Below are 21,578 nucleotides of genomic sequence, written 5' to 3' on the forward strand. Positions count from 1 at the left end.
AATTTTTTAGCCCAATATAGCGATGAGAATATTCGCTTTTCAGCATTATGCAGATTGAAAGTTATCAACAATCCGTTTCTATTACTCGAAATTTATTCGAATAATAAAATGTCTTAAAGGCTGAGCATCCCCTACTTTCTTGATCTCAATTTCCCTTTACGAATTATATATTCCTTTTCATTTCATTAACAGATTTAATTCGTTTTGGGCATTGCCTCCGAATTGATGATAGGCATAAAAGGTTATTCTACGTTTTTATTCGAAACGGCTAAGGGCAGTCAAGCATTTTGTCGCTTGAAACAGAGTAGTTGGTGATCAATGAATTATTAAAATTGTAATAAACGTTTTATATAGACTTCGTACAAAAATGTATTGAATCAGCTCTCAGAATCTGCTGGTTTGCATGTTAAAATCATCATTTGAAATGATTGAATGATTGTAGCTGTTAGTTGAATAAAAGATTGGTTTAGCGTAAAAAAAATTAAATTTAATCCTCAATAGTATTGAAAGGGCACATTAGCTTAAAAAATTTCCCTTTTTCAATTCCAATTTCAATCAGTGCCAGCCGATTATTTAGTAATGTATTTGTAGTTGAAAATAAAAGAAATAAAGGAAGAAAGTTGCAAATTTTAATTTTCTAGATTTTATTTTTTAAAAAAGTAATAGTTTTACAGATGCTTAAAATAACCACTATATTAAATATATGATTTATAATTTATATCTCACCATTTTAATTTAGAATAACATGAAAAATAACATGAAAAATAACATTGAAATCGCACTTGAATTACATGGAATTAGACCCGATCTTTATGAATCTTACGATGTTCTTTGTTTACCTGAAAACTTCGGAGCACTTGAATTACTAGATTCTTCAGAGACATTAGATTTTTACAAGGAATTAAAAAGTAAAGGAATTTCGTGTGCGAATTCATACGACTTAGATTTAGAAACAAAGACAATTGCTAGACGAAGTGATGATATCTGGATTGGACAAATTTTTATTATTAATGATTTTATTATACCTGCTGTGATGACTATTTTAGAGCATTTTATCGTGAATAGTTTTTCTTTTAGCAATAAGCAAATTTCGTTAACTGGTGATCCGACAGTACATATCGAGCTTAAACTTCATAAAAATGGAAAAATTTCAAAAATAAAATTTGATGGAGATAAAAAAGATTTGTTGAAAATTATTAAAGCCTTGAAAAAAAATGGAAAAATATCTTCATGAAAAGCTAAATATTTTTCAAATACTTTTCGCTTCTCAAAAATATATTGAAGCAAAAGATTTATGCTATGATGTGGTTGAAAATTCGAAAACGGCATTAGCGGATAGGAGTATAAACAGTGAAGAAGAAAATAATTTATACTATATAGCAGCAATGCTTTTTAAAGGGTTTTCAGAATATATTGACCTTCAAAATTTGATAAAGGAGTCTCTATGGTTCAAGAACAAAGAAAAAGTTGAAAAAATTTGGTATTTACTATGTGATTGTGCTGATCACTTAAATTTCTGTATATGTGTTATCGAAGTTAAAATTCTTACAGTTATAGTAAATAAGGTAAAAAATATAAAAAAAAAATTTAAAGAAAAGTTCGGCGCTGGTATGTATTTAAGTCCTGTTATAACTATTAGTAAAGAAACCTGCTCAATTTGTAGCAAGGATGTTAGAAGCTGTATTCATAGGCAAGGAGTATTGTATAACGGATTGATTTGTAGGTATGTTGCAGCAGAGATTTCTAATTTTTCAGGTGTTGATATAGTGAAAGTTCCTAAAGATCCAAGATGTCGCATATGGCCATGGAATGGTGATGGCAAAAAATTTAATGCAATGGTTTTAAGTCTAAACTGTGTAGATGATTTTTTATATAAAGAAAATGATGATAATACTTCTAACTAAGGTTAGCCCTTAGAAGAAGAAAAAATAAATAATTAATATGGATGAAGAATTTTACAATAACTTAAATGCAGATCAAAAAAGTGTGTACGATAGATATAAAGCAAACACTAGTGCCTTCTGCTACATTTTAAATGCTCATTTACGACATAGTGATTTTTTAACACATCAAACTGAAATAGCACTTTTGGACCAAATTACCTCGATGTATCAAACCCCTGAGGAAATTATCTTGTATAGAGCTACAATTGAGGCTAATGTCAACAATTATATAACCGGTGATATTTATTCCAACCCTGAATTTTTATCTGCTACTACTGATGTGGAGAGTGTTCAACAACATTTTACAGATACAGACCATCCAGTTTACATGATAATTACTTGTCCAATAGGTATGTATATGGCACCAATGCAAGGCAATGTTCAATTTGGAGACAGTGAAAATGAAATGCTATTGTCAAGAAATAATAATTTCAAAATTGTTAATAATCGATTAACTAATAATAGAAATGAAATTGCAGAAATTATGGGACGAGACTTTGCGCAAGATGTCGAAAGCTTGAGAATAATTGAAGTTAAAGCATTAATATAACGGTTTTCTATAAGTAAGCAATAAATTATTATAGCATTCTTCATATAATGACAGTCTATTGGAAAAGAGTTGATAGAAATTCTTTGCAGTAATGATAATTATTGAGCCAATTTTTGTACTATGCAAAACAAGAACAAAAATTAATTATTACCCCCTTTGCTAAAAGATTTCGGTGTTATAAAAAGTTTTAAGACGAGTTCTGATGATAAAATTAATTTAGTACCGAGATCTATATCTTTTATTAATTGATTAAATGAATCGTTTTTCCTTTTTAGAAGGTTTAAAATCAATGAAATAATAACCTCCTCCTCATATAAGAAAAAGGTGTATTTAAAGTTTTCCAGCTGGCTTGTTTTTGATAAATTTTCACTACTGCAGTATTTAAAATCCATGCGATCAATCCAGTTATTGTTAAAAGACATGAATATTAATCCCTCATAGTTGTAATAGAAAACTGGAGCTTTTTTATGTTTGATATTGATTTTATTATATTCGCTACAATGTAAATACGTTTCGATTTCTAACTTTTCTGTATTGTATTCCTTTAGATTAAGCCAGTTAGGATAAAAATTTTCAACCATTTGGGAAGCAAAAATAATTTCGATCCATTCATCTATATAATCAAAAGAGAGAGAATTATAAATACAGTATTTTTTAGGTAGAGATTTAATTTCCAAAAAAAGATATTCTAATTTTTTTTCTTCTTTTTCTTTAATTATTTCTTCAACATATTCAGTTAGTAACGCTGCCACAAATTTATCTTCGGTCGTATCACCTTCAGCATATTGGAATAAAAAAGTAGAATTTATTAAAAATCTTGCAAGTTCATAAATGTTTTGCTTGGAATATGGAGAGGAGACTTCAAAAACAGTATGAAATCCCGAATACGAATCATAACTCTGTAATACATCGTCATATCCATGATTATCAATTCTTTCATTAACGTAATAGAGTTGGCCAAATTCGCGTTCATTTTTTTTCCATGTATGAATTGTTATACTATAACTCATGATTTGCTTAGAATTTTCTAAATGACAAAAAATATTGTGATTAATTCCTTTTCAAAAGTTTGGTAAGCTTTATAAAATTGCATTAATTAAGAGGTGTATTTGAACCAATTATTAAAAATTCCCTATTACTACCATTGTCCTTATTCAGAGCATAACCATACTGTCCCAAGTCTATAGTATATATCTTCATTCCTGGTTTGCATTGTTGCATTAATTCTGTAAGTTGATCAATTGAAGGGAATCCATTATTGCGATAAGATAAGACAATAATTGAATTGGAATGTTTCAATAAAAGTTGAGTCATTTCAGGAATAAAATTATTTCGGTTTTCAAACTCGAAACTTTTTCCTAATTGAATCTCCTTATTTTTTTTAAGATAATTAATATTCTCGATAATGTTGCTGTAGGATGCCAGTCCTTCTAAAAAATGATATTTTGAATGATAGGAAGTATTAGTGCCATCAGATTTTATATATGGAGGATCAATATATACTAAATCTGCAGTAATTGGGCACTTCAGAGCAGAGTAGTTATAAGCTAGATTAGTTTTATTATTTTCGAAGCTAAATTTATTTAATTCTTCAATAAATCTTATGAAAAGTTCTTCAAAACTTCTTTCCCATGTTTTCTTATTTCCAAAATTTCCGCTAGTGAAATTCTCACGCATGGAAAGATTATTTCTGTGAAACAAATTATAGGGACGCTTAATTATGCAAGATTGAAAAAGAAGATAATATGCGCTGAGTTTCTTGTTTTCTGAGGACAGTTCTTGTATGTTTTGAACAAATATGTCTATTTGTTGATTTTCTTTTTTTGTAAAATAGATACCTTCGAAATGAGTTTCTATTGTAGTTTGGTAAGTTTTGTTTTCTTTTGGTCTTAGTAAAGAAACGGCTTCCTCATAACTTAATTCATTTTTATTTTGCTCGATTAGTGTTTTGCCAATTAAATAATTGAATTTAAAGATGTCATTGTAATATACAGTCTTTCCCTTTGTTTTTGCATAATAGGAGAAAACAGCACTTCCTCCAAAAGTGTCTAACACAGATTCAAATTCTATCTCTAGTTTTTCTATTTCCTCCCAAATTTGATTTATTAGCTTTCTTTTTGAACCATAGTATCTTGTAATTGGTAATTTTATTGGCATCTTTCTTTTATAAGCTTATCTAATTTGTCGTATTCAGGCTCAGCAATACAAAGCAAAGATACTCCTTTTATTTCTTGTAGAGGCAGTTCAAATTTGTATGGCATAGTATCTAACCCTTCTCGTTTCGAGTTATAGTCTTCATAAACCTCAGCATCAATAAAGTGTTTATAATGCTTTTCTAAATTTTCGCTGAACGAACCAATTATAACAAACTCGATAGCAATGCTTTTATCAATGAATTTACGCAAACCTTTATATAGATTAGTTGTTTTAATTAAATACTTCTCAATATTTAATTGTGTGAGTTTTGTTTTTGCTTCTATGAAAATAAGCTTTGTTTCAGTTTTAACAAGAAAATCAATTTCATAATCCTGTACTTTTGATATATCGAACTTGAAATTATTTATGAAACTAAATTTATTTGCAATGAGAATATCCTCTATTATATCTTCATAATACTTTCTTATGAAATAATATGCTACGTCGGGACGGAGTGTTTTTATAAGAGCCTTTTTGTGTTTGGTGGTCGTTACATGAGGCTTATGCTCTATATAGTTTTCATTATCTTGTTCTATCCAATGCAATAAGTTATAATTATTATCTAATCTTTCTGTAGAATAAATTCCAAGTGCTAATTTTTTTTCGTCAGATTTTGATATGAAAAAACTTGAGCTGTTGTAAGGGTTTAAATTTTGAACAAGAGCTACTTCCTCAAAAAAATCTTCAAAGGCGGGTTTGATTAAAGCTAAATTATCAGCTGTAATGTATAGATTATACACCAGATATGACAATAGTTTGTTTAATTCTGTATTTTTATTTTCTTTTTTAAATCTATTTATTAAAGGACTTGTGGTATTTATTGCTGGATTTTTTTTGTTAAAAACATTTATAAATAAACTGAAAATATAATCCGTTAAGTTTGTTCGGATTATATAATTCTCTATTTGAACTGATTTTGACGGAATAAACCAGTCATCTACAGTGTAACCTATTAATAAATCTGAACTAGAATCTTGGACCATGAGGAATTTTGGATTACTGCCGATTTCAATTCCAAAATTTTTATCTAAAAAACTATGGTTTATCCAAAATCTATTTTCATCTACTGGCTTACATTCTATTTTGGAATCATCCAATGCAGTCCTTGGAAGAATAAAAGGAGCCTTCTGCTGACCATGTAATGTTGTGGTGACGGACTTGTTGTACAAGATAGTATTATCAAAAAGCGATACACTTGACAGGCATTTCTTAATTAAATCTAAATCTAAATTTGAAATTAGATCATTATCAATATCAAGTTTTTTAATATAGTTGATTAAGGTATTATTTAGACTTTTTGCTTCCCCCTTAAAGAAAACGGTTTTCTCTAACTTATCCAGAAATAAAACATTGGATATCTGAAGCACTTCCAGACCTGACGTGAAAATTTCGAAATCAAAGATATTGTTGTTATAAAATTCACCAATAACGGAAAAAAGTTCTTCCTCACTTTGTAATGAAGATTTTCTGTGGCCACACTGCGCAATAAAAGCTGCTGAAAATAAATCAGAATAAACAAAACCTTTGATTGTTTGCTGCCCTATATCATTGGCAATACAGCAAATTGGTTTAACAATCTGCTGTAATTTTGATTTAAATGAATAACTAAAAATTTCGCTGTTATTGAGAAACATACCTTACAATTTTAAATTAGAATAGCTTGATATAACATCATTTAAGATGTTTTGCTTATCAAAATTTTCTCTAAACATTACTAACAAAGTAAATAAATCTTCGGGACTGTAATCAATTATTTCAACCGCACCATTGGTATCTAATTTAAAATTTTCTAAATAACTATTAGTAAGTTCTAATTCTTTAGGAGCAAAAATGACAATGTTGTAATCATTAAAATCGAGAAGGAGATTATTTATTTTTTCATATTCCTCTTCTATATCGATGATTTCTGAATTAAAGATAAAAAGATTAATACTTAGTAAATCTTTATCAATGAAAATTCTTTCTCGTCTTTTCAGAACATCATTAATATCTCTTCCTTTGACAGATTCTAAGTAATAATCCAAAGGATCAAAAAACTTTTGATGCAGTCTTTTGAATGTATCTTCAATATCTAATCTTTTCTCAGTCTCAAGGAATAATTCATAAAGCTTTGCATTTTCAAGCAGAGACTGGATTGGAAGCTCCAAGTCTTTGATATCCAAAAGATGCACAATTTCTCTAATAATACTTCTGTTATCTTTGAGAGATTTGTTGTTTACTTTATTAAATATTTCGTTATACTTATTTTTTTTGTTGGTATCAAACAATTCATCTAAATATCCAATCAATTGCAAATAGTCTGCTTTTTCTTCGATAGATTTTAAGGAAATGATATCTTTTTCGATTCTAGTATATAAAGCCTGATTTGCTAAATTTATAGCCTGTCCACCCGTTGTGTCTGTTATACTTGTTAAGATATAGTGACCGTGAATCTTATTTGCAAGGTCAATAATTTCCCGATACGAAGTTAAAAAGTGATTGAATCTTATTTTCGATTTCTCTACAATTTTTTCAATTTCATCAACACAAAAGATTATGTATTTATTTTGAGACGAAAGAATATTTAGAAGAACTACTAGTACTTCTCGTCTATTGAAAGCTTGTATCTGAGGTATTCCATATTTCGTGAAATAATTTCTTGTGTAAATTCTGCCAGTTCCCATATAGAGCAGTTCTTCTATTTGTTCTCTGCTCATTGATGGATCAAAAAGTTTATTTACATAGTCCTTTATTTCTGCAAAATTTTCTTCAAAATTATATGAAATGTCTTTCACATCTAAATTTGCTCTATTCTCAACAATTGTATCAGCAAGAAATTCTAGATAATTATTTTCAATATGTGTTAAAAAAATTAGACCTAAGTCAGTTCTGTCTTTATCTGCCCTGGTATAAATTACATCCACTGCTTTGTTTTCTTTAAAAAATAACTTTAAGTACTTTAAAAGATTAGTTTTGCCATTTCCATATAAAGCTATAAGTACATTTGTTTGGAGTCGTCTGCCGTCTAGGTGCTTCAGTTTATCTCCTATTTGTTGTTTAGCTTCAATTTGATCTACAATAAAAAATGGAAGTTCTGGAACTTTACCATCGGAAATATCTCTTTTGAACGTATTTAAGTTTTCAGTATTAACGGGCAATTTTTCCCATAAATTTTTGAACTCCATTATTTTTTGATTTTAATTTTTAAAACTGGAATTTTATTTACATAGAATCTCTGTCGTCTGTCGACAGAATTAACAATGTTGCTAAAAAAAATCTTTGAACTGCGCTTTTCATCTTCATAAAACTGGTTTAAAAATAATTCAAAATTATCGAAGGATGTGTGCAAATGCGATTTTAAATCATGTAGATTAACAAAGCCTAAATCTTCAGTTTGATTTTTAACAAATTTATCATATTCTTCAATAAAAAGCTTTTTTAATTTTAAATACTTTAAGTTTTGTCTGAAAGTTGTACTCTCAAAGTTTTTAATGTTAATTGCTATTTCTTCGTACCACTTCTCAAAAGTTGGATTTTTCTTGATTATATTAATATAATTGTTTCTTAAATTCTTACTTGCATTTAAAACGCCTAACGTTTCAATCCAATACGATCGCACTGTATTATAATTTTCTAAACTCGGTGTGGTAAAATTAAAATGGCTTATGTTATAAAACTTTTCTAGAAAGGCGTATTGATATTCGGTAACATTTTTAATGGCATATTTCAGTTGAATCCTTTGAAAATTGCAATATGTAATAAATACTAGAAAATCGGATTCTAAAACTCGTTCGAAATAGAATTCTTTTTCCTTAGCCGACAGTGTAAATTTAGCACCAGTTTTTATTTCTAAAAGCCTTTCACCAGTATAGGTAAGATTATTTTTTTCATCAATGAGTTTAAACTTGTCTTTTGCAAGATTAACAAAATAAGATGACGCTTTATAAACAGAATATATTTGTTTCTCTATGCCTAATCTCTTTTTATTTTGCAAGATAGCGACCAGATTATCGTTTAAACTTGTCTTATTTAAGGATGAAATATAGTTCGCTATTGCATCGATAGCAGATTTGCTTGGAATTCCATGATATTCTCCAGGCAAATAAGTCGAGTACGTTTTATGAAGCTTTTTTACTAAATAGTAAAAAAAATCTATGTTAATCATCGAACTTTTAATATCATCGCGATTAACTATAAATTCACAGACCCATCTAGTGCACTTTAATGGCTTATTTAATGGCCGATGAAGACTTTGGATAAATGGAATTTCCATTACAATTTATTTTTTTTTTCAAATGTACAATTTTTAAATTTTTGCCATAATATATTTTTTCTGACATTTTTTAATCTTTTACCTCATTCAATATGGACCTAAACTTCATATATTTTAGATATTACTTTTTCTAAAGTATTGTCATGTGTCGAATCATGAGTAAAAGGTGTTTTCAGTTATTTCGATAAATTGGTAAGAGAATCAAATGTTTCTAAAATATCCAATGTCTCAGATCCTCTAATAATGGAACAAATCGATTATATACTACAAAGTACTTTTTGTACAGTCTTTTTATTATTTTCAAATATAAACTGATACATTTTGAGCCTCTATTGAATAGAGAATAATGTTTATAGTAATTGACACTGTTCTTAAAAAGCGTGTGACTTACCTGGAGAATACGATTATAGTTGAGGTATTTACGGATACAATGGTTCCGCCTAGTATTTTTTTGAAGAACTTACAAATACTAGGTAATCTCTAATTGTTGAATTAGTAACTTCAAAAAAGTGTACTTTAAATTTATTTGTGCCAAGCGAGATTTTTAAGTGTCAGCATTTTTAATCTATCAGTAAGACACCTTTGAATATAGTGAATAAATTTTGAAGATGGAAAAATTATTCCCAATCTGAAAGCACGAGGTTCTTATGGACAAGTCATTAAAATATACTATTGCGCTGCGCTGCAGCGGCTATAATTTGTCCTGCTGCTGTTATAGAACTGTTGTCTGTTTCGGGATTTAAAAACACCAGACCAAGGTCATCCAGTTTTATTAAATGATCTAAAATTAAGGACTGCTTCTGACGTTCTTCGAAAGTTTCTTCAATATCTATATTACGATAATTTCCTAAATTGGTGAAAACAAGCTTGGTGAGTTCTTCTAAAGAAAAACTTCCAGCATGGTTTTCAGACAGAATTCTTAAGATTAAATTGAAAAAGTCATTAGATTTCTCAGGCATATAGTATACTAAAGTTTATATAGCTAAATGTATGAAAAAAATACTCTTGTTTGATATTTTATCAGATATATACATCTGCTCTGCTTTTTCAGGCTTGTTTAAACCATCCTAATTTTTGAAATTACAGTGAAAAAGCTAATAATCATAAACAACTTCACTTTCCTATAAGTGTCTGCTCCGCCAAAAAAAAAACCGGCATACAGCCGGCTTTCACAAGAACGATTTAGCTTTTCTTTTTTTGACCCTTTCTTTAATCTGATAAAGGTTTCTGTTCATAAGAGTTAGTATCAGCTTATGGTGAGTGGAAGCATTGTTTTTCATGCCTCTGCACTGGATGATTTCCATGTTTTTAAGCGATACTTCAATAGTTTCAACAGACTGGCCGTCCACTTTTGCCGACAATATAAGCGAGTTTCTTTTCTTGTAATACTCGTTGGTAAAAACGCAGTGGTGCAGGTTATCGCCTTCTTCCATGAAATCCCGCACATTTTCCATTACCGAAACAGTCAGGTTTTTATCAGAGAAGCAAAGTCCGAAAAAGTCTTTTTTCTCCTCTGCATATACGCTTTGTGCTTCGAGTATTTCCGAGCGCATCTCTATGAGATATTTTTTTCGCTGAATGGCTCTTTTTTTTAGGACAAGCCTGTCATGCGATTGACTAAGGCTGTCGGGACAGACGTATAAAGCGCAGCTGAGGTCTTTTTTAAACCATCTTAAAAGGTCTATGTAATCCTCCCAAATCCTGTAATCTGAAATGATATATTTGTTTTTAAGACAGGTCTTTACTGCCTGCCAGTTCTGTTTCAGATGCTGTTCAGAAGAAGTCAGATAGTAGTTCAGCATTGAAATCTGCGAGGATTTCAAAAGGGTTTCCGCTAAAGAATCTTTCAGAAGCGCAGAAAAAAGTATCTGCGGAGCGATATTGTGGAGCGAAGTTTTAAAACCATTCCGTTTAAGAGAGCTGATAACTTTTAATTTAGGATAAACCCTGTAAGGGGCTATTCGGTACTTTGGCGAGTTCTGAAAATCCTTTGGTCTTATTTCAAGGGGAGAATAATATTTCCACTGGTCGTAAGCCTGAGAAAAAACATTGACAGAAAGCGACATTGTGCGTACGTCTCCCTTGGAGTTAATCCAATGCTGCATAACCTCCTTATGAAAGTAGGTCGGTGCAAAACCTTTCTTCATCTGCTTGTGGGAACAGATGATGCGCACAACCTGAAAATCTCCCGCCGTGTCCAAAACCGCGGAGTATTCAATTTCCTTGAAATGTGTTTTGTTATAAGGCTGCAATTTCAGTTTTCCCCTGCATCCTGCGCAATTAATGTAGTTCTGGCATTCAGCTTTGGCGCTGCCAGTTTTCCATGCGTGAGAGCAGTCAAGACAATAATATTTTCCCCTTGACAGTACGCCCCACTTTAAGAAAATGGATTTCTCCGCCCATGCAGTAAATTCATTGGGCAGAGGTGTAAGTGTTGCACTCAGCGCCGTAATCTGTTTTTCGATTATTGTTTTAGGTGTCATAGGTCAAAAAGTGTTAAGGCTGTCTGTACTGGTTTTTCGGTCTGCTGTAGCGGGATTTGCTTTGCAGGAAGAGAAAGAGCAGAATTTTTCTGCACAGGGTTTTCTGCAATGGGAGTGGGAGCGGAGAACAAATCAGCCTCCGTCGGCTGATTTGTCGTCACTCTGCATCTGATTTCGGGAATATTTCCGATAGTGTCATCGGTGTAGTATTTTACCGCCATATCAAAAATCTCACTGTCGTCAAAGGCGCATTCGCCTGTCTTTTTTACTTCGGAGATGATGTATTTAAGACAGTTTTCGACATTCTTGGAAGCCTTTTCAAGCATGGGCGCAAAAGCGGAATCCGACTGGGATTTCTCTTTCAGGAAATCTTCTATCCTCGTTTGGAATTTTTTTGAACCTTTCATAACTGATGTTTTTTAGGGTTATCGGCTATTTTTCAAATGTGCTTCTGTAGATGTCAAAGCAGTATTCCTCAAAGCAGAGCCAGCACATAAAAGTGTAGTGGGGCAGACGGTGGCGGTTCTTGATACATTCGCCCAGTGAATTTTCTAGTTCATCCCTTATTTCTTCCAAATCATCAAGATGTTTTTTGTAAAATGATTTGCAGTCAACATGGTAAATAAATTCGCCGATCATACCGCTGATGCATCCTCCGTTCTGCAAGTCCTCTATAAAGGATTTGAGCTGTTCTTTTTTAGTTCCGTCATAGGCATCCAATTCTGACAGGATTATTTTATTAAATGCCTTACTTACTCCGTAGTGGGCGTATGCTGATTTTTCCAGTGCTTTCATAATTCATTTTCTTTAGGCTTGTACATTTATCTCAAAAGGTTTAGAAAGGCAGGTCGTCGGGGTCTTTTTCATCCTGTTTTGTAACTGCATTATTCTGCTTAGGTGCTGAGGGATTATCGCTGACAAAGGCAATAATCTTGATGTTGGAGGTATGAAAGGTCAGGCTTCCGTGCGCCTGCGAATCATTACCGATATATACATTCAGACCGATTCGCCCGAAAAGTTCAACAGCAGTTCCTTTTTTAAGATACTGCGCCACTCCTGTGGAGAGCCAGTAGGAACAGTCGATGTAGGTTACAATTTTTTTGACCTCAGTGCTGTTTTTTGGTCTGTAGCTGTCGTTTACGGCGATTGAGAAATTAACCACCTGTCTTTCTGAGTTTACTTTTGCCACTACGGCATCTCTAGTAAGTCGTCCAATAATTTCCATGATTTTAAAATTTAAGTGAGTAAAATTTTCAAGTCTCTTTCTCCCTCTCCCAAAAATTATTTTCAAAAGAAAAAACGGGAAAAAAGAAAGCAAGAATCAAGTGGACCGCTTGAGGATGCGGAGTGCTATAAGTCCCGAAGGGCGGAGGAGTGAAACGGAGCCGTTATGCGCATGCAGCGTCCGGGGGGACACTATCTTGGCTGCCCTTTTAACCCGTTTCGAATGAAAATCTAAGGCAATGCCCTAAGAGCGGGCAGAAGGAAATTTTAATTGTTTGGGAAACTCGTTAGCGGAAAAGTTCTAGATGTCCTGGTGCAGACTGCAGGAATTGCGGATTTAGTTGACTGCAATAAAAAATTTAGCTATTTTTATAAATAACATTAAATGCTTAGCCGTATGAATATAGATTATCAGGACCGTAATATCTTCGAAACAGATTATATATTCAGGATCCAGACCTTTGAAAAGTACCTCGAAAACACGATGTCCTCGCCGGAGCATTATGCAAATTATAAAGCCGGACTGATACCCAATATCTTTTACGGGCATAATATGGCGGAACTTTTGGATCTGTTCCGAAAAGAGTTCCTTGAAGTAAAATCTGGAATTGAAAGGTATGAAGCGGATAATAACAATGATTTTCCAATGCTGAAATCGTATGTTAATACCGAAAGGAATCTGCGCAAAATTCTGGATGAGAGCCAGCTCGCAGATTATACGGCGCTTCTTGAAAGTTCATTTGACAATCAAAAGCAGGATGCAAAAGCTGCAGCTGTGAGCCGCTTTTTCCTGTCAACGCCGATATTGAACAATTATATATTCCAAATAGAGAAGATATTTGGAAAAGGCATCCTTGACTAATGTGATATTTTAGTGGAGCTTTAATTCAAAACTTTAAATTACATGGAGTAAGAAAAGCACAAACTCATATTTTACATCTTGATGGTATACGAATCTGTGCAGCGAGCAGTCAGCTGAAGGCAGCTGTTTCTCAGAGCAGCAACAACTGCTAATATTCCTGATGGTTTAAAATAAACCCTTCCAGTTCCTTGTCGATCAGCGGGTCACGGTTCACTGAGGTGAGTATTTTGCTGTAAAGCACTATAAAATTGCCGGCAAGAAATTCTTCCATTGCATCAAGGCACTTTAAAAATGTAGGCTGCGAGGCCGCCCAGAGATATTTACTGCTGTCAGCAAGATCGGTAAGCACAGCCTGATACGTATCCGGCTGTCCCGAGGTTTCCGATTTTGCAATTGTAACTTTGAGCTCAAAATCGTTATCATGGTCATTAAATGATCCGGTAAGAAAGTAGGCTGTGGTCATAACTAAATTTTTTATTTATTAAAGTGCATTTTTTATCTGTTCGAACTTAACAGGACAGGAAATTCAAAAAAAGATGCTCTGGGCTTTTGCCACCGCTTTTTTCATGTTAATTCCTTTTTGCAGCGATCCTTTAAAAATATCGCCTTCGGCCCTCATTCTGACAATGGAATTCTCTATGGTGAAATCTTTCATTGCCAGCCCTTTTTTAATCTCCTCCCAATGCAGAGGCATCGACACAGTAGCTCCTGGTTTCGGACGAAGGGAGTAAGGACATGCAATGGTTGCGCCCGGACGGTTCTGCAGAAAATCAAGGTACATCTTTCCGCCGCGGTTTTTAATCTGGCGCTCCAGGCTTGTGAAGTCCGGAAGCTGTGAATGCACGATCGATACGATCATCTTTGCGAACATCTGCGACTGGTCGTAGCTGTACTTGGCGCCCAGCGGTATATAAATATGAATTCCTGTTGAGCCTGATGTCTTCACATAACCCGTGATATCCAGCGTATCGAGTATATTTTTAACCTCGCAGGCAGCGCGGATGACCTGTTCGAAAGTATTCTGGTCCGGGTCAAGGTCAATTACGCAGTAATCGGGATTATCAGGATGCTGCACACGGCTGAACCATGGGTTCATTTCAATGCAGCCGAGCGATGCCATATACAAAAGCGTTTTTTCGTCGCCGCCGACAAGAAATTCCTTGCTTTCCGCGTCACTTGTGGTGTAGGGAAAGGTATCTGCCCATTCGGGCGCTTTTCCTTTGACATCTTTCTGGTAGAAGCTTTTGCCGTGGATACCGCCTGGAAAGCGGTTCAGCGATAGTGGGCGGTCCTTGAGATAAGGAAGGATATATTCTGCCGCCTGATAATAGTAATTGAACATGTCGCGTTTAGTGAAACCGTCCTCAGGCCAATAGATTTTGCTTAAGTGGGAAAAGGTGAGATTATGGCCTTTAATTTTCTTGGTCTGCGTTTCGTCTGACGGGTTCAGCAGAGTGCCGCGTGAAGATTTCCCGGGTGCTGTAAGAGGCGAAGAGACAAACTTCTTCCTGCTGGTTTTACCATCTTTAACAATCGATGAAGCAGAGTCTTCTTTTTCAAGTGCGACATCAACTGCTTTTTTATCGATTCGCATGCCTTCGAAAGAAGGGTGGCGGAAAACCCCGTCAGCGGTGATTTCGGCAAAGCTGACCTCGCAGACCAGAACAGGCTTAAGCCATACCGCCTGGGCATGCGGAGGATTAGGGCGGAAACGTGAGGGCTTGTTTATATCGGGCTCCGAGGCAAAAGGAATTGTTTTGGTTATAAGCGGTTTGAACTGCTCCATCATTTCCCTCTGCATCTTATCCGTAAATCCGGTCCCGACTTTGCCCGTATATACCAGCTGTCCATTGTGATAGACACCCAGCAGGAGCGAGCTGAAAAGCTTGGAAGAAGAATCATTTTTGGTATATCCTGCAATCACTACTTCCTGTCTCTTGTTTGCTTTGATTTTAAGCCACTGTTTGTTTCGGCTGTCAGGGCTGTAAAGGGAATCTTTCATTTTGGCCATAATGCCTTCAAGTCCCATTTTTGAGGCAGTCTCAAAGAAGTCGATCCCGCCGCTGAAAGGCTGGCTCAGGCGGATCCTGTCGTCATCACTTGGGAGTATATCTTTTAAGATCTCCTGGCGCTGGGAGAGTTCCAGATCCATAAGGTTAATGCCGTTGTACCAGAGAATATCAAAAACGTAAAAGACCAGGTGTCCGTCCGCTTCGCTGCGCCAGTTCTGAAGGGCGCTGAAATCTGCTTTTCCATCGTCTTGGATTACCAAAATTTCCCCATCCAGCACAGCATTGTTTTTCCAGTGCTGTAATGCATTTGTGATCGGATAATATTTATCTGTAAAGGGTTTATTGTTGCGGGAGGAAAGCGAGACCTCTCCCTTATTGATATAGGCGATCGAGCGGTATCCGTCCCATTTTACCTCATAAATCCAAAGGGGATCATCAAAGGGCTCGTTTACCAGTGTTGCCAGCATCGGCTTAATACCAGCGGGCATTCCAGCGGGCGTGCCGGCTTGCAGAAGCGCTTTGAGCTCCTGACTGCCATTTGAAGTTTTTTTCTCTGCCATTTTCGTTGTTTTAAATAATAAATAAAATGTGAAGCCAGCTGCGATATTTAACGTTGCATCTGCATTGCAAGCAATAGGCAAAAAATCCCCGTTACATATATGGCATATGACGGGGATTTTTATTAAGTACAGTCTTGTGCTATTTCGAGCGCAGCACCTGCGCAACAGCGTCGGCAGAATTTCCTGCCTGGTCCACGGCCTTTTGCAGTTCTTCCCGGCTGACATTGAATTTTTCTGTCCAGTAGGCCACCTCGTGATCCTCATTCATATTAATGCGTGACCGGTCCTGCTGTCCTTTTTTGTTTAAATCGTCGCTCATGATTATTGATTTTAGAATTAATAATTTATTTCATCACCGGTCAGGTGTTTGTGTTTCTGCCCGAGCCTGCATGTGATGGATTACCGCTGTTTTTTTCATTGCGGTGAGGGCTGGTGCCGTCCTGGTCGCTTTCATCGATATCTCCCCAGTCCCCCGTATTTTCATTCTGATTTTCGCCTTCATTCTCCTGCGCGCTGAGCATTTGGTGGTATGGGCACTTTTGCAGTTCTTCAGCACTGAAATTATTTATATTTTCCATGATGTTATTATTTTATAATTAATCATCTTAAAATTAAGCAGATAAGGTGCAATGTGCTTACAGGACTATTTTAAGATGTTATTTAATTATCATGCGCCGGAATAATCACATCGCTAATAAAAAGAACGCCATTGGATTTTAAAATTAAATTGGCTTAACGATTTCTAGAAAATTTGTTTAATATTTTGTAAATTAGAGTGTTGAATAAAAAAAAACATTCTCATGGAGCAGCATACTATGGTTTTATCGGCAGCGAAAACTGTACTGCCCGAAAGTATTTCAAGTGATTTTGTTGCCGCACTTATCAACCGCGGGCTGACGCAGGTTGAATATTTTGGACGGGAAATCGACAATCACTGTGATATCATAAGCGACGATATGGAAGTGGTCAGCCGCGGCCTTACCTTTATAGATATCCATTTCGATACGGAAGATCCTATTGGATATGAAGGGCTGGACGAACTGCAGGTGGAAGCGCTTGCTTTGAATATGCTTAAAGAATGCCGTGCTGAAATCCGACGGGATGAAAAAGACATTACTATATACCTATAAGATGGCAGGAAGAAGATGTAGGAAAATTATCTAAAAGGTGGAATGTTTGAGACACAGCTTCATGATTTTCGATAAAGATACAGAACAGGAGCCCGCGGATTAAAAACGGTATTATCTGATAAGCGAGCGGAGATATTTTAGGCCTTTGCACAGCCATCGGTGCAGCAGATATTTGTGATCGCATTCACCCGCAGGATCAATATACGTTACCGATACCTGCTCTATATAATCATCAATCAATGTTCCGGCTTCGCTGTATATCTGCTCTCTTTTAATCCTGCTGATTATTTCAATTTCTTCCCCGCTCAGCACCACGCCGTTTTGGGCAGCTGAATTGCTGATTATTTCTTTTATAAACTGCTTTTCATTTTCGATGCACTGTGTTATATGGTCGCCGTATTCCTGCTCGGGATCGAAAAAATCATCCGGGTCATTGTACTGCACAAATTCGGTTTTCGAGTACAGCTCTTTTTTAAACCGCTCGTGGATTTCCTGATTGCTTACGCCTTTGAAATAATCTATATCGTGCTGCATATCTGCTTAATTTGATTCCAATGCAATTATTTTGGCCTCATAAGGATAGGCAAATTCAGAGACAGCCACTGAATGGTCAAGCCAGGATGCTTCGTCGTTTTTGTTTAGAAGGATCGGCATCCTTTTTTTATGGTTATGCACATACTGCATTACCTCGTTTGCTTCCGTGGTAAGCATGGTGTAGGTATTGAACTGCTGACCGGTTGAAGGTTCGGTCCAGGTATTGTAAAGGCCTGCAAAAGTAAAGATTTCCTCGTCCTGCGAATTGATCTGGTACTTCTGTTTGGATTTTCCCTTCTCATCATGCCAGCGCCACTCATAATAGGCAGTTGCAATTATCAGGCAGCGTTTCTCAAGGCTGTCCTTAAAGGAAGCTTTCTCATCAATAGTCTCAATCCTTGCATTGAGCGTATTTTTTCTGAAGTCCTTATCTTTAGCCCATGGGGGAAGAAATCCCCAAGTATAATTCGTGGTGACAAGATCCGGCCTGATATCCAGTATCACCGGCAGGTTGGGATAGGCAAAACCATTTATGAAATCTGTCTGCAGGAAAGTTTCCTCGTTATCAATTTCGATATGAAATCTTTTTTTTACCTGGTCTATCGTTGACATCTGCTGGGTATAATAACACATAAGATATAATTTAGTTCTGTAAGATGTTCGGTTTTAAAATAGGCATCCTTTTAGTGCTGTGCTTCTGAGCCTGTCCATCAAATTTAAGAAAATATAAGTTAAAGCGCTATATTGCAGCAGGCTGTAAATGTTATAAAGTTATCATGTCTTCATTTTATGTCTTGGCAGATTGATTTCATGCTCCTGAGGATAGGGAAGCCTTTCGGTCGTGCTGACATCTTCGCGGATAAGCTCCTGTGTCCTGTACTGGTCTTTTGAATCCATATAACGGGGATCGGGAATAAACGGCATTTTTGCCATTTTATGAATGGTAATGGTTGGAAAATGGTAATCAATTTCCACAGTCCCAAGCAGCAGGTAACAGCCTCCGCCTTTAAAGGGGTGCTGCACAAGCGAGTCAGGAAAATGGGCCGTGTCAAAATATGCCCCTTCATTATCGATCCAGGTGCCGAAATACATATTGCCCTTTTTTGTCGGTACCTGTTTGGTGGAAATCAAGTAGGCAAGCATTCGGACCTGTTTTTTATGGCAGGACGGAAGGTCGCGTACTTTTATATCCCCGCGGTGTTTTGTCTGGAGAAGGTCAAAGACCGTACAGGAAACAGGAAAGCTCAGAAGCTCGATTTCATCAAATGCATCTTCAAATAATGACCTTTCAAGAGTCGGGAGGTTATATTCTTTTACCGGTTCCTGCAGCAGCATCGGTGTCCTGTTCTCCGGTTTAAAATTATTTAAAAGCAGGCTTGCAATGACCAGCAGCTGATTTTTAGTTTTTCCGGTAAAGCGGAATGCGCCGATGAAAATCAGGATCTTTACGCTTTCTATTCCCATCGGGATGCGGTTTATAAAGTCTTCCAAGGAGAGAAAATCCCCATTTCTGCTGCGTTCAGACTCTATAAACTGCGCCATTTTAGAGTCGAGGCTCATCAGGTGCATAAAGCCAAGATATACATCATTTCCATAAAGGGTGGTCTCAAAAGTACTTTTGTTCACGCATGGATTATGGATTACGGCGCCTGCCATCCTTGCCTCATGCACATATATTTCAAGACGGTAAAAACCTCCCTGATTGTTAATAACCGCTACCATAAACTCTATAGGGTAGTGAACCTTTAGGTAAAGGCTCTGGTAGCTTTCAACCGCATAGGAGGCAGAGTGCGCCTTACAGAAGGAGTAACCGGCAAAGGATTCGATCTGGCGGTATATTTCCTCACTAAGCTGACGCGGATGTCCTTTCTTTTCACAGCAGGTAAAGAAATTCTCTTTCACTTTCTGAAGTGCAGCTTTAGATCTCCCTTTTCCCGACATGGCACGGCGGAGAATGTCGCCGTCTGCAGCGGGAAGCCCGCCGTAATGAAGTGCAATTTTAATGACATCCTCCTGATACACCATAATGCCGTAGGTCTCCCCAAGCTGCTCCTGGAATACAGGATGGAAATATTCAAATTTTGACGGATGGTTATGGCGGAAAATGTATTCCTTCATCATACCGGACTGTGCCACGCCAGGGCGTATAATGGAGGAGGCAGCAACAAGAGTCTTATAATTGTCACATTTTAATCTTCTGAGCAGTCCGCGCATGGCAGGGCTCTCAATGTAGAAACATCCGATTGTTTTTCCCTGTGCCAGATAGGAATTAGCGGCAGCTTCATTTTTCGATATCGAAGTATCACGGATGTTGATACGTATCCCCCTGTTTTTTTCTATCAGTTTCACGCTCTCATCAATATGTCCGATCCCGCGCTGGCTCAGGATGTCAAATTTTTCAAAGCCAATATCCTCTGCCACATGCATATCAAAAAGCGCAATTGGAAATCCCTTTGGAGGCATTTCAAGGGGCGTGTAATTGGTAATAGGTTCTTCAGAAATCAGGATGCCGCAGGAATGCATGCTTCTCTGGTTGGGATATTTCTCCAGCATCATTCCGTACTCCTGCACGAATTTTACAATTGAATTTGACTCATGGAATTTCATCGGGTTTTTAGCCAGCATATCGAGTTCCTCTTTAGGAAGGCCGAATACTTTTCCGACTTCCCTGAAAATGGAACGGTACTTAAATTCGACATTGGTACCGCAGAAGGCCACATGTTCATAGGTATAACGGTTAAAGATATATTCCAGAATTACATCGCGTTCCTTCCAGCTCCAGTCGATATCAAAATCGGGCGGGCTTTTGCGGTTTTCATTTAAAAAACGCTCAAAATACAGATCCAGTTCCAGCGGACAGATATCTGTTATGCCAAGACAGTAGGCAACGATGCTGTTGGCGCCGCTTCCCCTGCCGATATGCAGAAAACCCTGGCTGCTGCTGAAACGGATGATATCCCAGGTGATAAGAAAGTAGCCGCTGAATTCCAGCTGGCTTATTACCTTGAGTTCCTTTTCCATTCTCTCCCTTGCCCGTATGTTTTTTGCGCCGTAGCGCCATACAAGTCCCTGCTTTGCCAGAGAGGTCAATAGGTCTATATCGCTTTTTCTGTTGTTGGTGTAGTATTTTTTATTTTTGGGAGTCTGGAAATCATAGCTGAAATTGCAGGCATCAATAATTTTCTGTGTGTTCTGGATGATCTGCGGATATTCTTTATAAAATTCCAGAAGCTCAAAAAGCGGCATCATCTTATCGGAAGTGCTGCAGGTATCCCTAGGTTCAAGCCGGGAGAGAATTACATTGCGGTCAATAGCACGCAGGATGCGGTGCAGATTGTATTCCTTTTTAGAGCGGAAAGTAACCGGCTGGAGAATAACCATATCTGCGGTGCGCTTTCTCCACTGGCAGAGCACAAGCTTCTGCAGCTGGTCGGGACGAATACCGATGTACTCATTATCGCGCAGCTCATCAGGCGCATTTTCCAAAGGGTAGATTACGAAAACATCCGAAAAAAAAGGTGCAGTTTCAGGAAGCGGCTTCTTTTCAAAATTATGTGCAGTCAAAAATCGGTTCATCTGCGCGAGTCCTGCAGCGTTTTGGGCAAGCCCGATATAGCGGAGCTGAAATTCCGAGCGGAATTCCATCCCTACAATAGGTTTGATGCCTTCCTGGCCGCAGTGCTTAATAAAATCGTAAATTCCTGTTACCGTATTAATATCGGTAAGTGCCATAGCGGTGACCCCGCAGGCTGCAGCCTGGGGCACAAGCTCGTCCAGCGGTATGGTTCCATAACGCAGGGAGTGAAAAGAGTGGCAGTTGAGATACATGGCT

General features: G+C 36.4%; 22 protein-coding genes. 5 read left to right on the top strand and 17 right to left on the bottom strand.

The genetic code is table 11. From position 1 onward, the window contains the following. Positions 1–745: 745 nt before the first annotated feature. Genes NLG42_RS10500 through NLG42_RS10510 form a run of 3 tightly spaced genes read left to right on the top strand, consistent with a single transcriptional unit; the run spans position 746 to position 2,493 of the window. Positions 746–1,234, top strand: a complete 489-nt coding sequence (locus NLG42_RS10500; protein ID WP_257683712.1) for a hypothetical protein — start codon at positions 746–748, stop codon at positions 1,232–1,234. Beyond that, positions 1,215–1,904, top strand: a complete 690-nt coding sequence (locus tag NLG42_RS10505) for a hypothetical protein (protein WP_257683713.1) — start codon at positions 1,215–1,217, stop codon at positions 1,902–1,904. Before NLG42_RS10500 ends, NLG42_RS10505 begins: the two co-directional genes overlap by 20 nt. Before the next feature lie 37 nt (positions 1,905–1,941). Continuing rightward, the gene (locus NLG42_RS10510) at positions 1,942–2,493 is read left to right on the top strand and encodes an ADP-ribosyltransferase (protein ID WP_257683714.1); all 552 of its coding nucleotides are present in this window, start codon (positions 1,942–1,944) and stop codon (positions 2,491–2,493) included. A gap of 140 nt (positions 2,494–2,633) precedes the next feature. Here the strand turns inward: NLG42_RS10510 and NLG42_RS10515 are convergent, their stop codons facing one another. The 10 genes from NLG42_RS10515 to NLG42_RS10560 form a co-directional block, all read right to left on the bottom strand. After that, positions 2,634–3,503 carry a hypothetical protein gene (locus NLG42_RS10515; RefSeq protein WP_257683715.1) on the bottom strand — a complete coding sequence of 290 codons (870 nt, stop codon included), beginning with the start codon at positions 3,501–3,503 and terminating at the stop codon, positions 2,634–2,636. Positions 3,504–3,585: 82 nt separating this feature from the next. Continuing rightward, entirely contained in the window at positions 3,586–4,650 is a 1,065-nt protein-coding gene (locus tag NLG42_RS10520) for a DNA adenine methylase (RefSeq protein ID WP_257683716.1), read from the bottom strand. Continuing rightward, complete coding sequence (locus NLG42_RS10525; protein WP_257683717.1) at positions 4,641–6,323, bottom strand: hypothetical protein; 1,683 nt, start codon at positions 6,321–6,323, stop codon at positions 4,641–4,643. Before NLG42_RS10525 ends, NLG42_RS10520 begins: the two co-directional genes overlap by 10 nt. Before the next feature lie 3 nt (positions 6,324–6,326). Beyond that, positions 6,327–7,853: a hypothetical protein gene (locus NLG42_RS10530; protein ID WP_257683718.1), complete on the bottom strand. Its 1,527-nt coding sequence runs from the start codon at positions 7,851–7,853 to the stop codon at positions 6,327–6,329. Next, positions 7,853–8,941: a hypothetical protein gene (locus NLG42_RS10535; protein WP_257683719.1), complete on the bottom strand. Its 1,089-nt coding sequence runs from the start codon at positions 8,939–8,941 to the stop codon at positions 7,853–7,855. Before NLG42_RS10535 ends, NLG42_RS10530 begins: the two co-directional genes overlap by 1 nt. 659 nt (positions 8,942–9,600) lie before the next feature. After that, the gene (locus NLG42_RS10540) at positions 9,601–9,900 is read right to left on the bottom strand and encodes a hypothetical protein (RefSeq protein ID WP_257683720.1); all 300 of its coding nucleotides are present in this window, start codon (positions 9,898–9,900) and stop codon (positions 9,601–9,603) included. Positions 9,901–10,110: 210 nt separating this feature from the next. After that, positions 10,111–11,424: a PcfJ domain-containing protein gene (locus NLG42_RS10545; protein ID WP_257683721.1), complete on the bottom strand. Its 1,314-nt coding sequence runs from the start codon at positions 11,422–11,424 to the stop codon at positions 10,111–10,113. Beyond that, on the bottom strand, positions 11,421–11,831 hold the full coding sequence (locus tag NLG42_RS10550) for a PcfK-like family protein (RefSeq protein WP_257683722.1): 411 nt from the start codon (positions 11,829–11,831) through the stop codon (positions 11,421–11,423). The genes NLG42_RS10545 and NLG42_RS10550 overlap by 4 nt, the downstream gene beginning before the upstream one ends. 25 nt (positions 11,832–11,856) lie before the next feature. Then, positions 11,857–12,219, bottom strand: coding sequence for a DUF7222 domain-containing protein (locus NLG42_RS10555; protein ID WP_257683723.1), 363 nt, complete (start codon positions 12,217–12,219; stop codon positions 11,857–11,859). Positions 12,220–12,259: 40 nt separating this feature from the next. Continuing rightward, positions 12,260–12,649, bottom strand: a complete 390-nt coding sequence (locus NLG42_RS10560) for a single-stranded DNA-binding protein (RefSeq protein WP_257683724.1) — start codon at positions 12,647–12,649, stop codon at positions 12,260–12,262. 396 nt (positions 12,650–13,045) lie between these two features. Here NLG42_RS10560 and NLG42_RS10565 point away from each other — a divergent pair, with 396 nt between their 5' ends. After that, complete coding sequence (locus NLG42_RS10565) at positions 13,046–13,510, top strand: hypothetical protein (RefSeq protein WP_257683725.1); 465 nt, start codon at positions 13,046–13,048, stop codon at positions 13,508–13,510. A gap of 148 nt (positions 13,511–13,658) precedes the next feature. Here the strand turns inward: NLG42_RS10565 and NLG42_RS10570 are convergent, their stop codons facing one another. From NLG42_RS10570 to NLG42_RS10585, 4 genes are all read right to left on the bottom strand, one after another. Continuing rightward, positions 13,659–13,973, bottom strand: a complete 315-nt coding sequence (locus tag NLG42_RS10570; protein WP_257683726.1) for a hypothetical protein — start codon at positions 13,971–13,973, stop codon at positions 13,659–13,661. Positions 13,974–14,036: 63 nt separating this feature from the next. Further along, positions 14,037–16,082: a DNA ligase D gene (gene ligD / locus NLG42_RS10575; RefSeq protein WP_257683727.1), complete on the bottom strand. Its 2,046-nt coding sequence runs from the start codon at positions 16,080–16,082 to the stop codon at positions 14,037–14,039. A gap of 139 nt (positions 16,083–16,221) precedes the next feature. Continuing rightward, the gene (locus NLG42_RS10580) at positions 16,222–16,401 is read right to left on the bottom strand and encodes a DUF3606 domain-containing protein (RefSeq protein ID WP_257683728.1); all 180 of its coding nucleotides are present in this window, start codon (positions 16,399–16,401) and stop codon (positions 16,222–16,224) included. A 40-nt stretch (positions 16,402–16,441) separates the two neighbouring features. After that, a complete protein-coding gene (locus NLG42_RS10585; RefSeq protein ID WP_257683729.1) occupies positions 16,442–16,660 on the bottom strand; it encodes a hypothetical protein in 219 nt (72 codons plus the stop codon). 222 nt (positions 16,661–16,882) lie between these two features. Between NLG42_RS10585 and NLG42_RS10590 the strand changes: the two genes are divergently transcribed. After that, positions 16,883–17,212, top strand: coding sequence for a hypothetical protein (locus tag NLG42_RS10590; protein WP_257683730.1), 330 nt, complete (start codon positions 16,883–16,885; stop codon positions 17,210–17,212). Between the two features lie 111 nt (positions 17,213–17,323). Here the strand turns inward: NLG42_RS10590 and NLG42_RS10595 are convergent, their stop codons facing one another. The 3 genes from NLG42_RS10595 to NLG42_RS10605 form a co-directional block, all read right to left on the bottom strand. After that, a complete protein-coding gene (locus NLG42_RS10595; protein WP_257683731.1) occupies positions 17,324–17,746 on the bottom strand; it encodes a hypothetical protein in 423 nt (140 codons plus the stop codon). A 6-nt stretch (positions 17,747–17,752) separates the two neighbouring features. Beyond that, positions 17,753–18,379, bottom strand: coding sequence for an SOS response-associated peptidase (locus tag NLG42_RS10600; RefSeq protein ID WP_257683732.1), 627 nt, complete (start codon positions 18,377–18,379; stop codon positions 17,753–17,755). A gap of 141 nt (positions 18,380–18,520) precedes the next feature. Then, positions 18,521–21,574, bottom strand: a complete 3,054-nt coding sequence (locus NLG42_RS10605; protein WP_257683733.1) for a DNA polymerase III subunit alpha — start codon at positions 21,572–21,574, stop codon at positions 18,521–18,523. Positions 21,575–21,578: the final 4 nt, after the last annotated feature.

The sequence above is a fragment of the Flavobacterium plurextorum genome, from assembly GCF_024638035.1.
In the GTDB taxonomy this organism is placed as follows: Bacteria; Bacteroidota; Bacteroidia; order Flavobacteriales; family Flavobacteriaceae; genus Flavobacterium; species Flavobacterium plurextorum.

Bases quoted from the DNA above. Each gene is read 5' to 3' on its own strand.
- NLG42_RS10580 (WP_257683728.1), bottom strand. From the start codon at position 16,401: ATGAGCGACGATTTAAACAAAAAAGGACAGCAGGACCGGTCACGCATT.
- NLG42_RS10540 (WP_257683720.1), bottom strand. From the start codon at position 9,900: ATGCCTGAGAAATCTAATGACTTTTTCAATTTAATCTTAAGAATTCTG.
- ligD (WP_257683727.1), bottom strand. From the start codon at position 16,082: ATGGCAGAGAAAAAAACTTCAAATGGCAGTCAGGAGCTCAAAGCGCTT.
- NLG42_RS10505 (WP_257683713.1), top strand. From the start codon at position 1,215: ATGGAAAAATATCTTCATGAAAAGCTAAATATTTTTCAAATACTTTTC.
- NLG42_RS10600 (WP_257683732.1), bottom strand. From the start codon at position 18,379: ATGTGTTATTATACCCAGCAGATGTCAACGATAGACCAGGTAAAAAAA.
- NLG42_RS10605 (WP_257683733.1), bottom strand. From the start codon at position 21,574: ATGTATCTCAACTGCCACTCTTTTCACTCCCTGCGTTATGGAACCATA.
- NLG42_RS10530 (WP_257683718.1), bottom strand. From the start codon at position 7,853: ATGGAGTTCAAAAATTTATGGGAAAAATTGCCCGTTAATACTGAAAAC.
- NLG42_RS10550 (WP_257683722.1), bottom strand. From the start codon at position 11,831: ATGAAAGGTTCAAAAAAATTCCAAACGAGGATAGAAGATTTCCTGAAA.
- NLG42_RS10515 (WP_257683715.1), bottom strand. From the start codon at position 3,503: ATGAGTTATAGTATAACAATTCATACATGGAAAAAAAATGAACGCGAA.
- NLG42_RS10510 (WP_257683714.1), top strand. From the start codon at position 1,942: ATGGATGAAGAATTTTACAATAACTTAAATGCAGATCAAAAAAGTGTG.
- NLG42_RS10545 (WP_257683721.1), bottom strand. From the start codon at position 11,424: ATGACACCTAAAACAATAATCGAAAAACAGATTACGGCGCTGAGTGCA.
- NLG42_RS10585 (WP_257683729.1), bottom strand. From the start codon at position 16,660: ATGGAAAATATAAATAATTTCAGTGCTGAAGAACTGCAAAAGTGCCCA.
- NLG42_RS10590 (WP_257683730.1), top strand. From the start codon at position 16,883: ATGGAGCAGCATACTATGGTTTTATCGGCAGCGAAAACTGTACTGCCC.
- NLG42_RS10595 (WP_257683731.1), bottom strand. From the start codon at position 17,746: ATGCAGCACGATATAGATTATTTCAAAGGCGTAAGCAATCAGGAAATC.
- NLG42_RS10570 (WP_257683726.1), bottom strand. From the start codon at position 13,973: ATGACCACAGCCTACTTTCTTACCGGATCATTTAATGACCATGATAAC.
- NLG42_RS10500 (WP_257683712.1), top strand. From the start codon at position 746: ATGAAAAATAACATGAAAAATAACATTGAAATCGCACTTGAATTACAT.
- NLG42_RS10525 (WP_257683717.1), bottom strand. From the start codon at position 6,323: ATGTTTCTCAATAACAGCGAAATTTTTAGTTATTCATTTAAATCAAAA.
- NLG42_RS10565 (WP_257683725.1), top strand. From the start codon at position 13,046: ATGAATATAGATTATCAGGACCGTAATATCTTCGAAACAGATTATATA.
- NLG42_RS10560 (WP_257683724.1), bottom strand. From the start codon at position 12,649: ATGGAAATTATTGGACGACTTACTAGAGATGCCGTAGTGGCAAAAGTA.
- NLG42_RS10535 (WP_257683719.1), bottom strand. From the start codon at position 8,941: ATGGAAATTCCATTTATCCAAAGTCTTCATCGGCCATTAAATAAGCCA.
- NLG42_RS10520 (WP_257683716.1), bottom strand. From the start codon at position 4,650: ATGCCAATAAAATTACCAATTACAAGATACTATGGTTCAAAAAGAAAG.
- NLG42_RS10555 (WP_257683723.1), bottom strand. From the start codon at position 12,219: ATGAAAGCACTGGAAAAATCAGCATACGCCCACTACGGAGTAAGTAAG.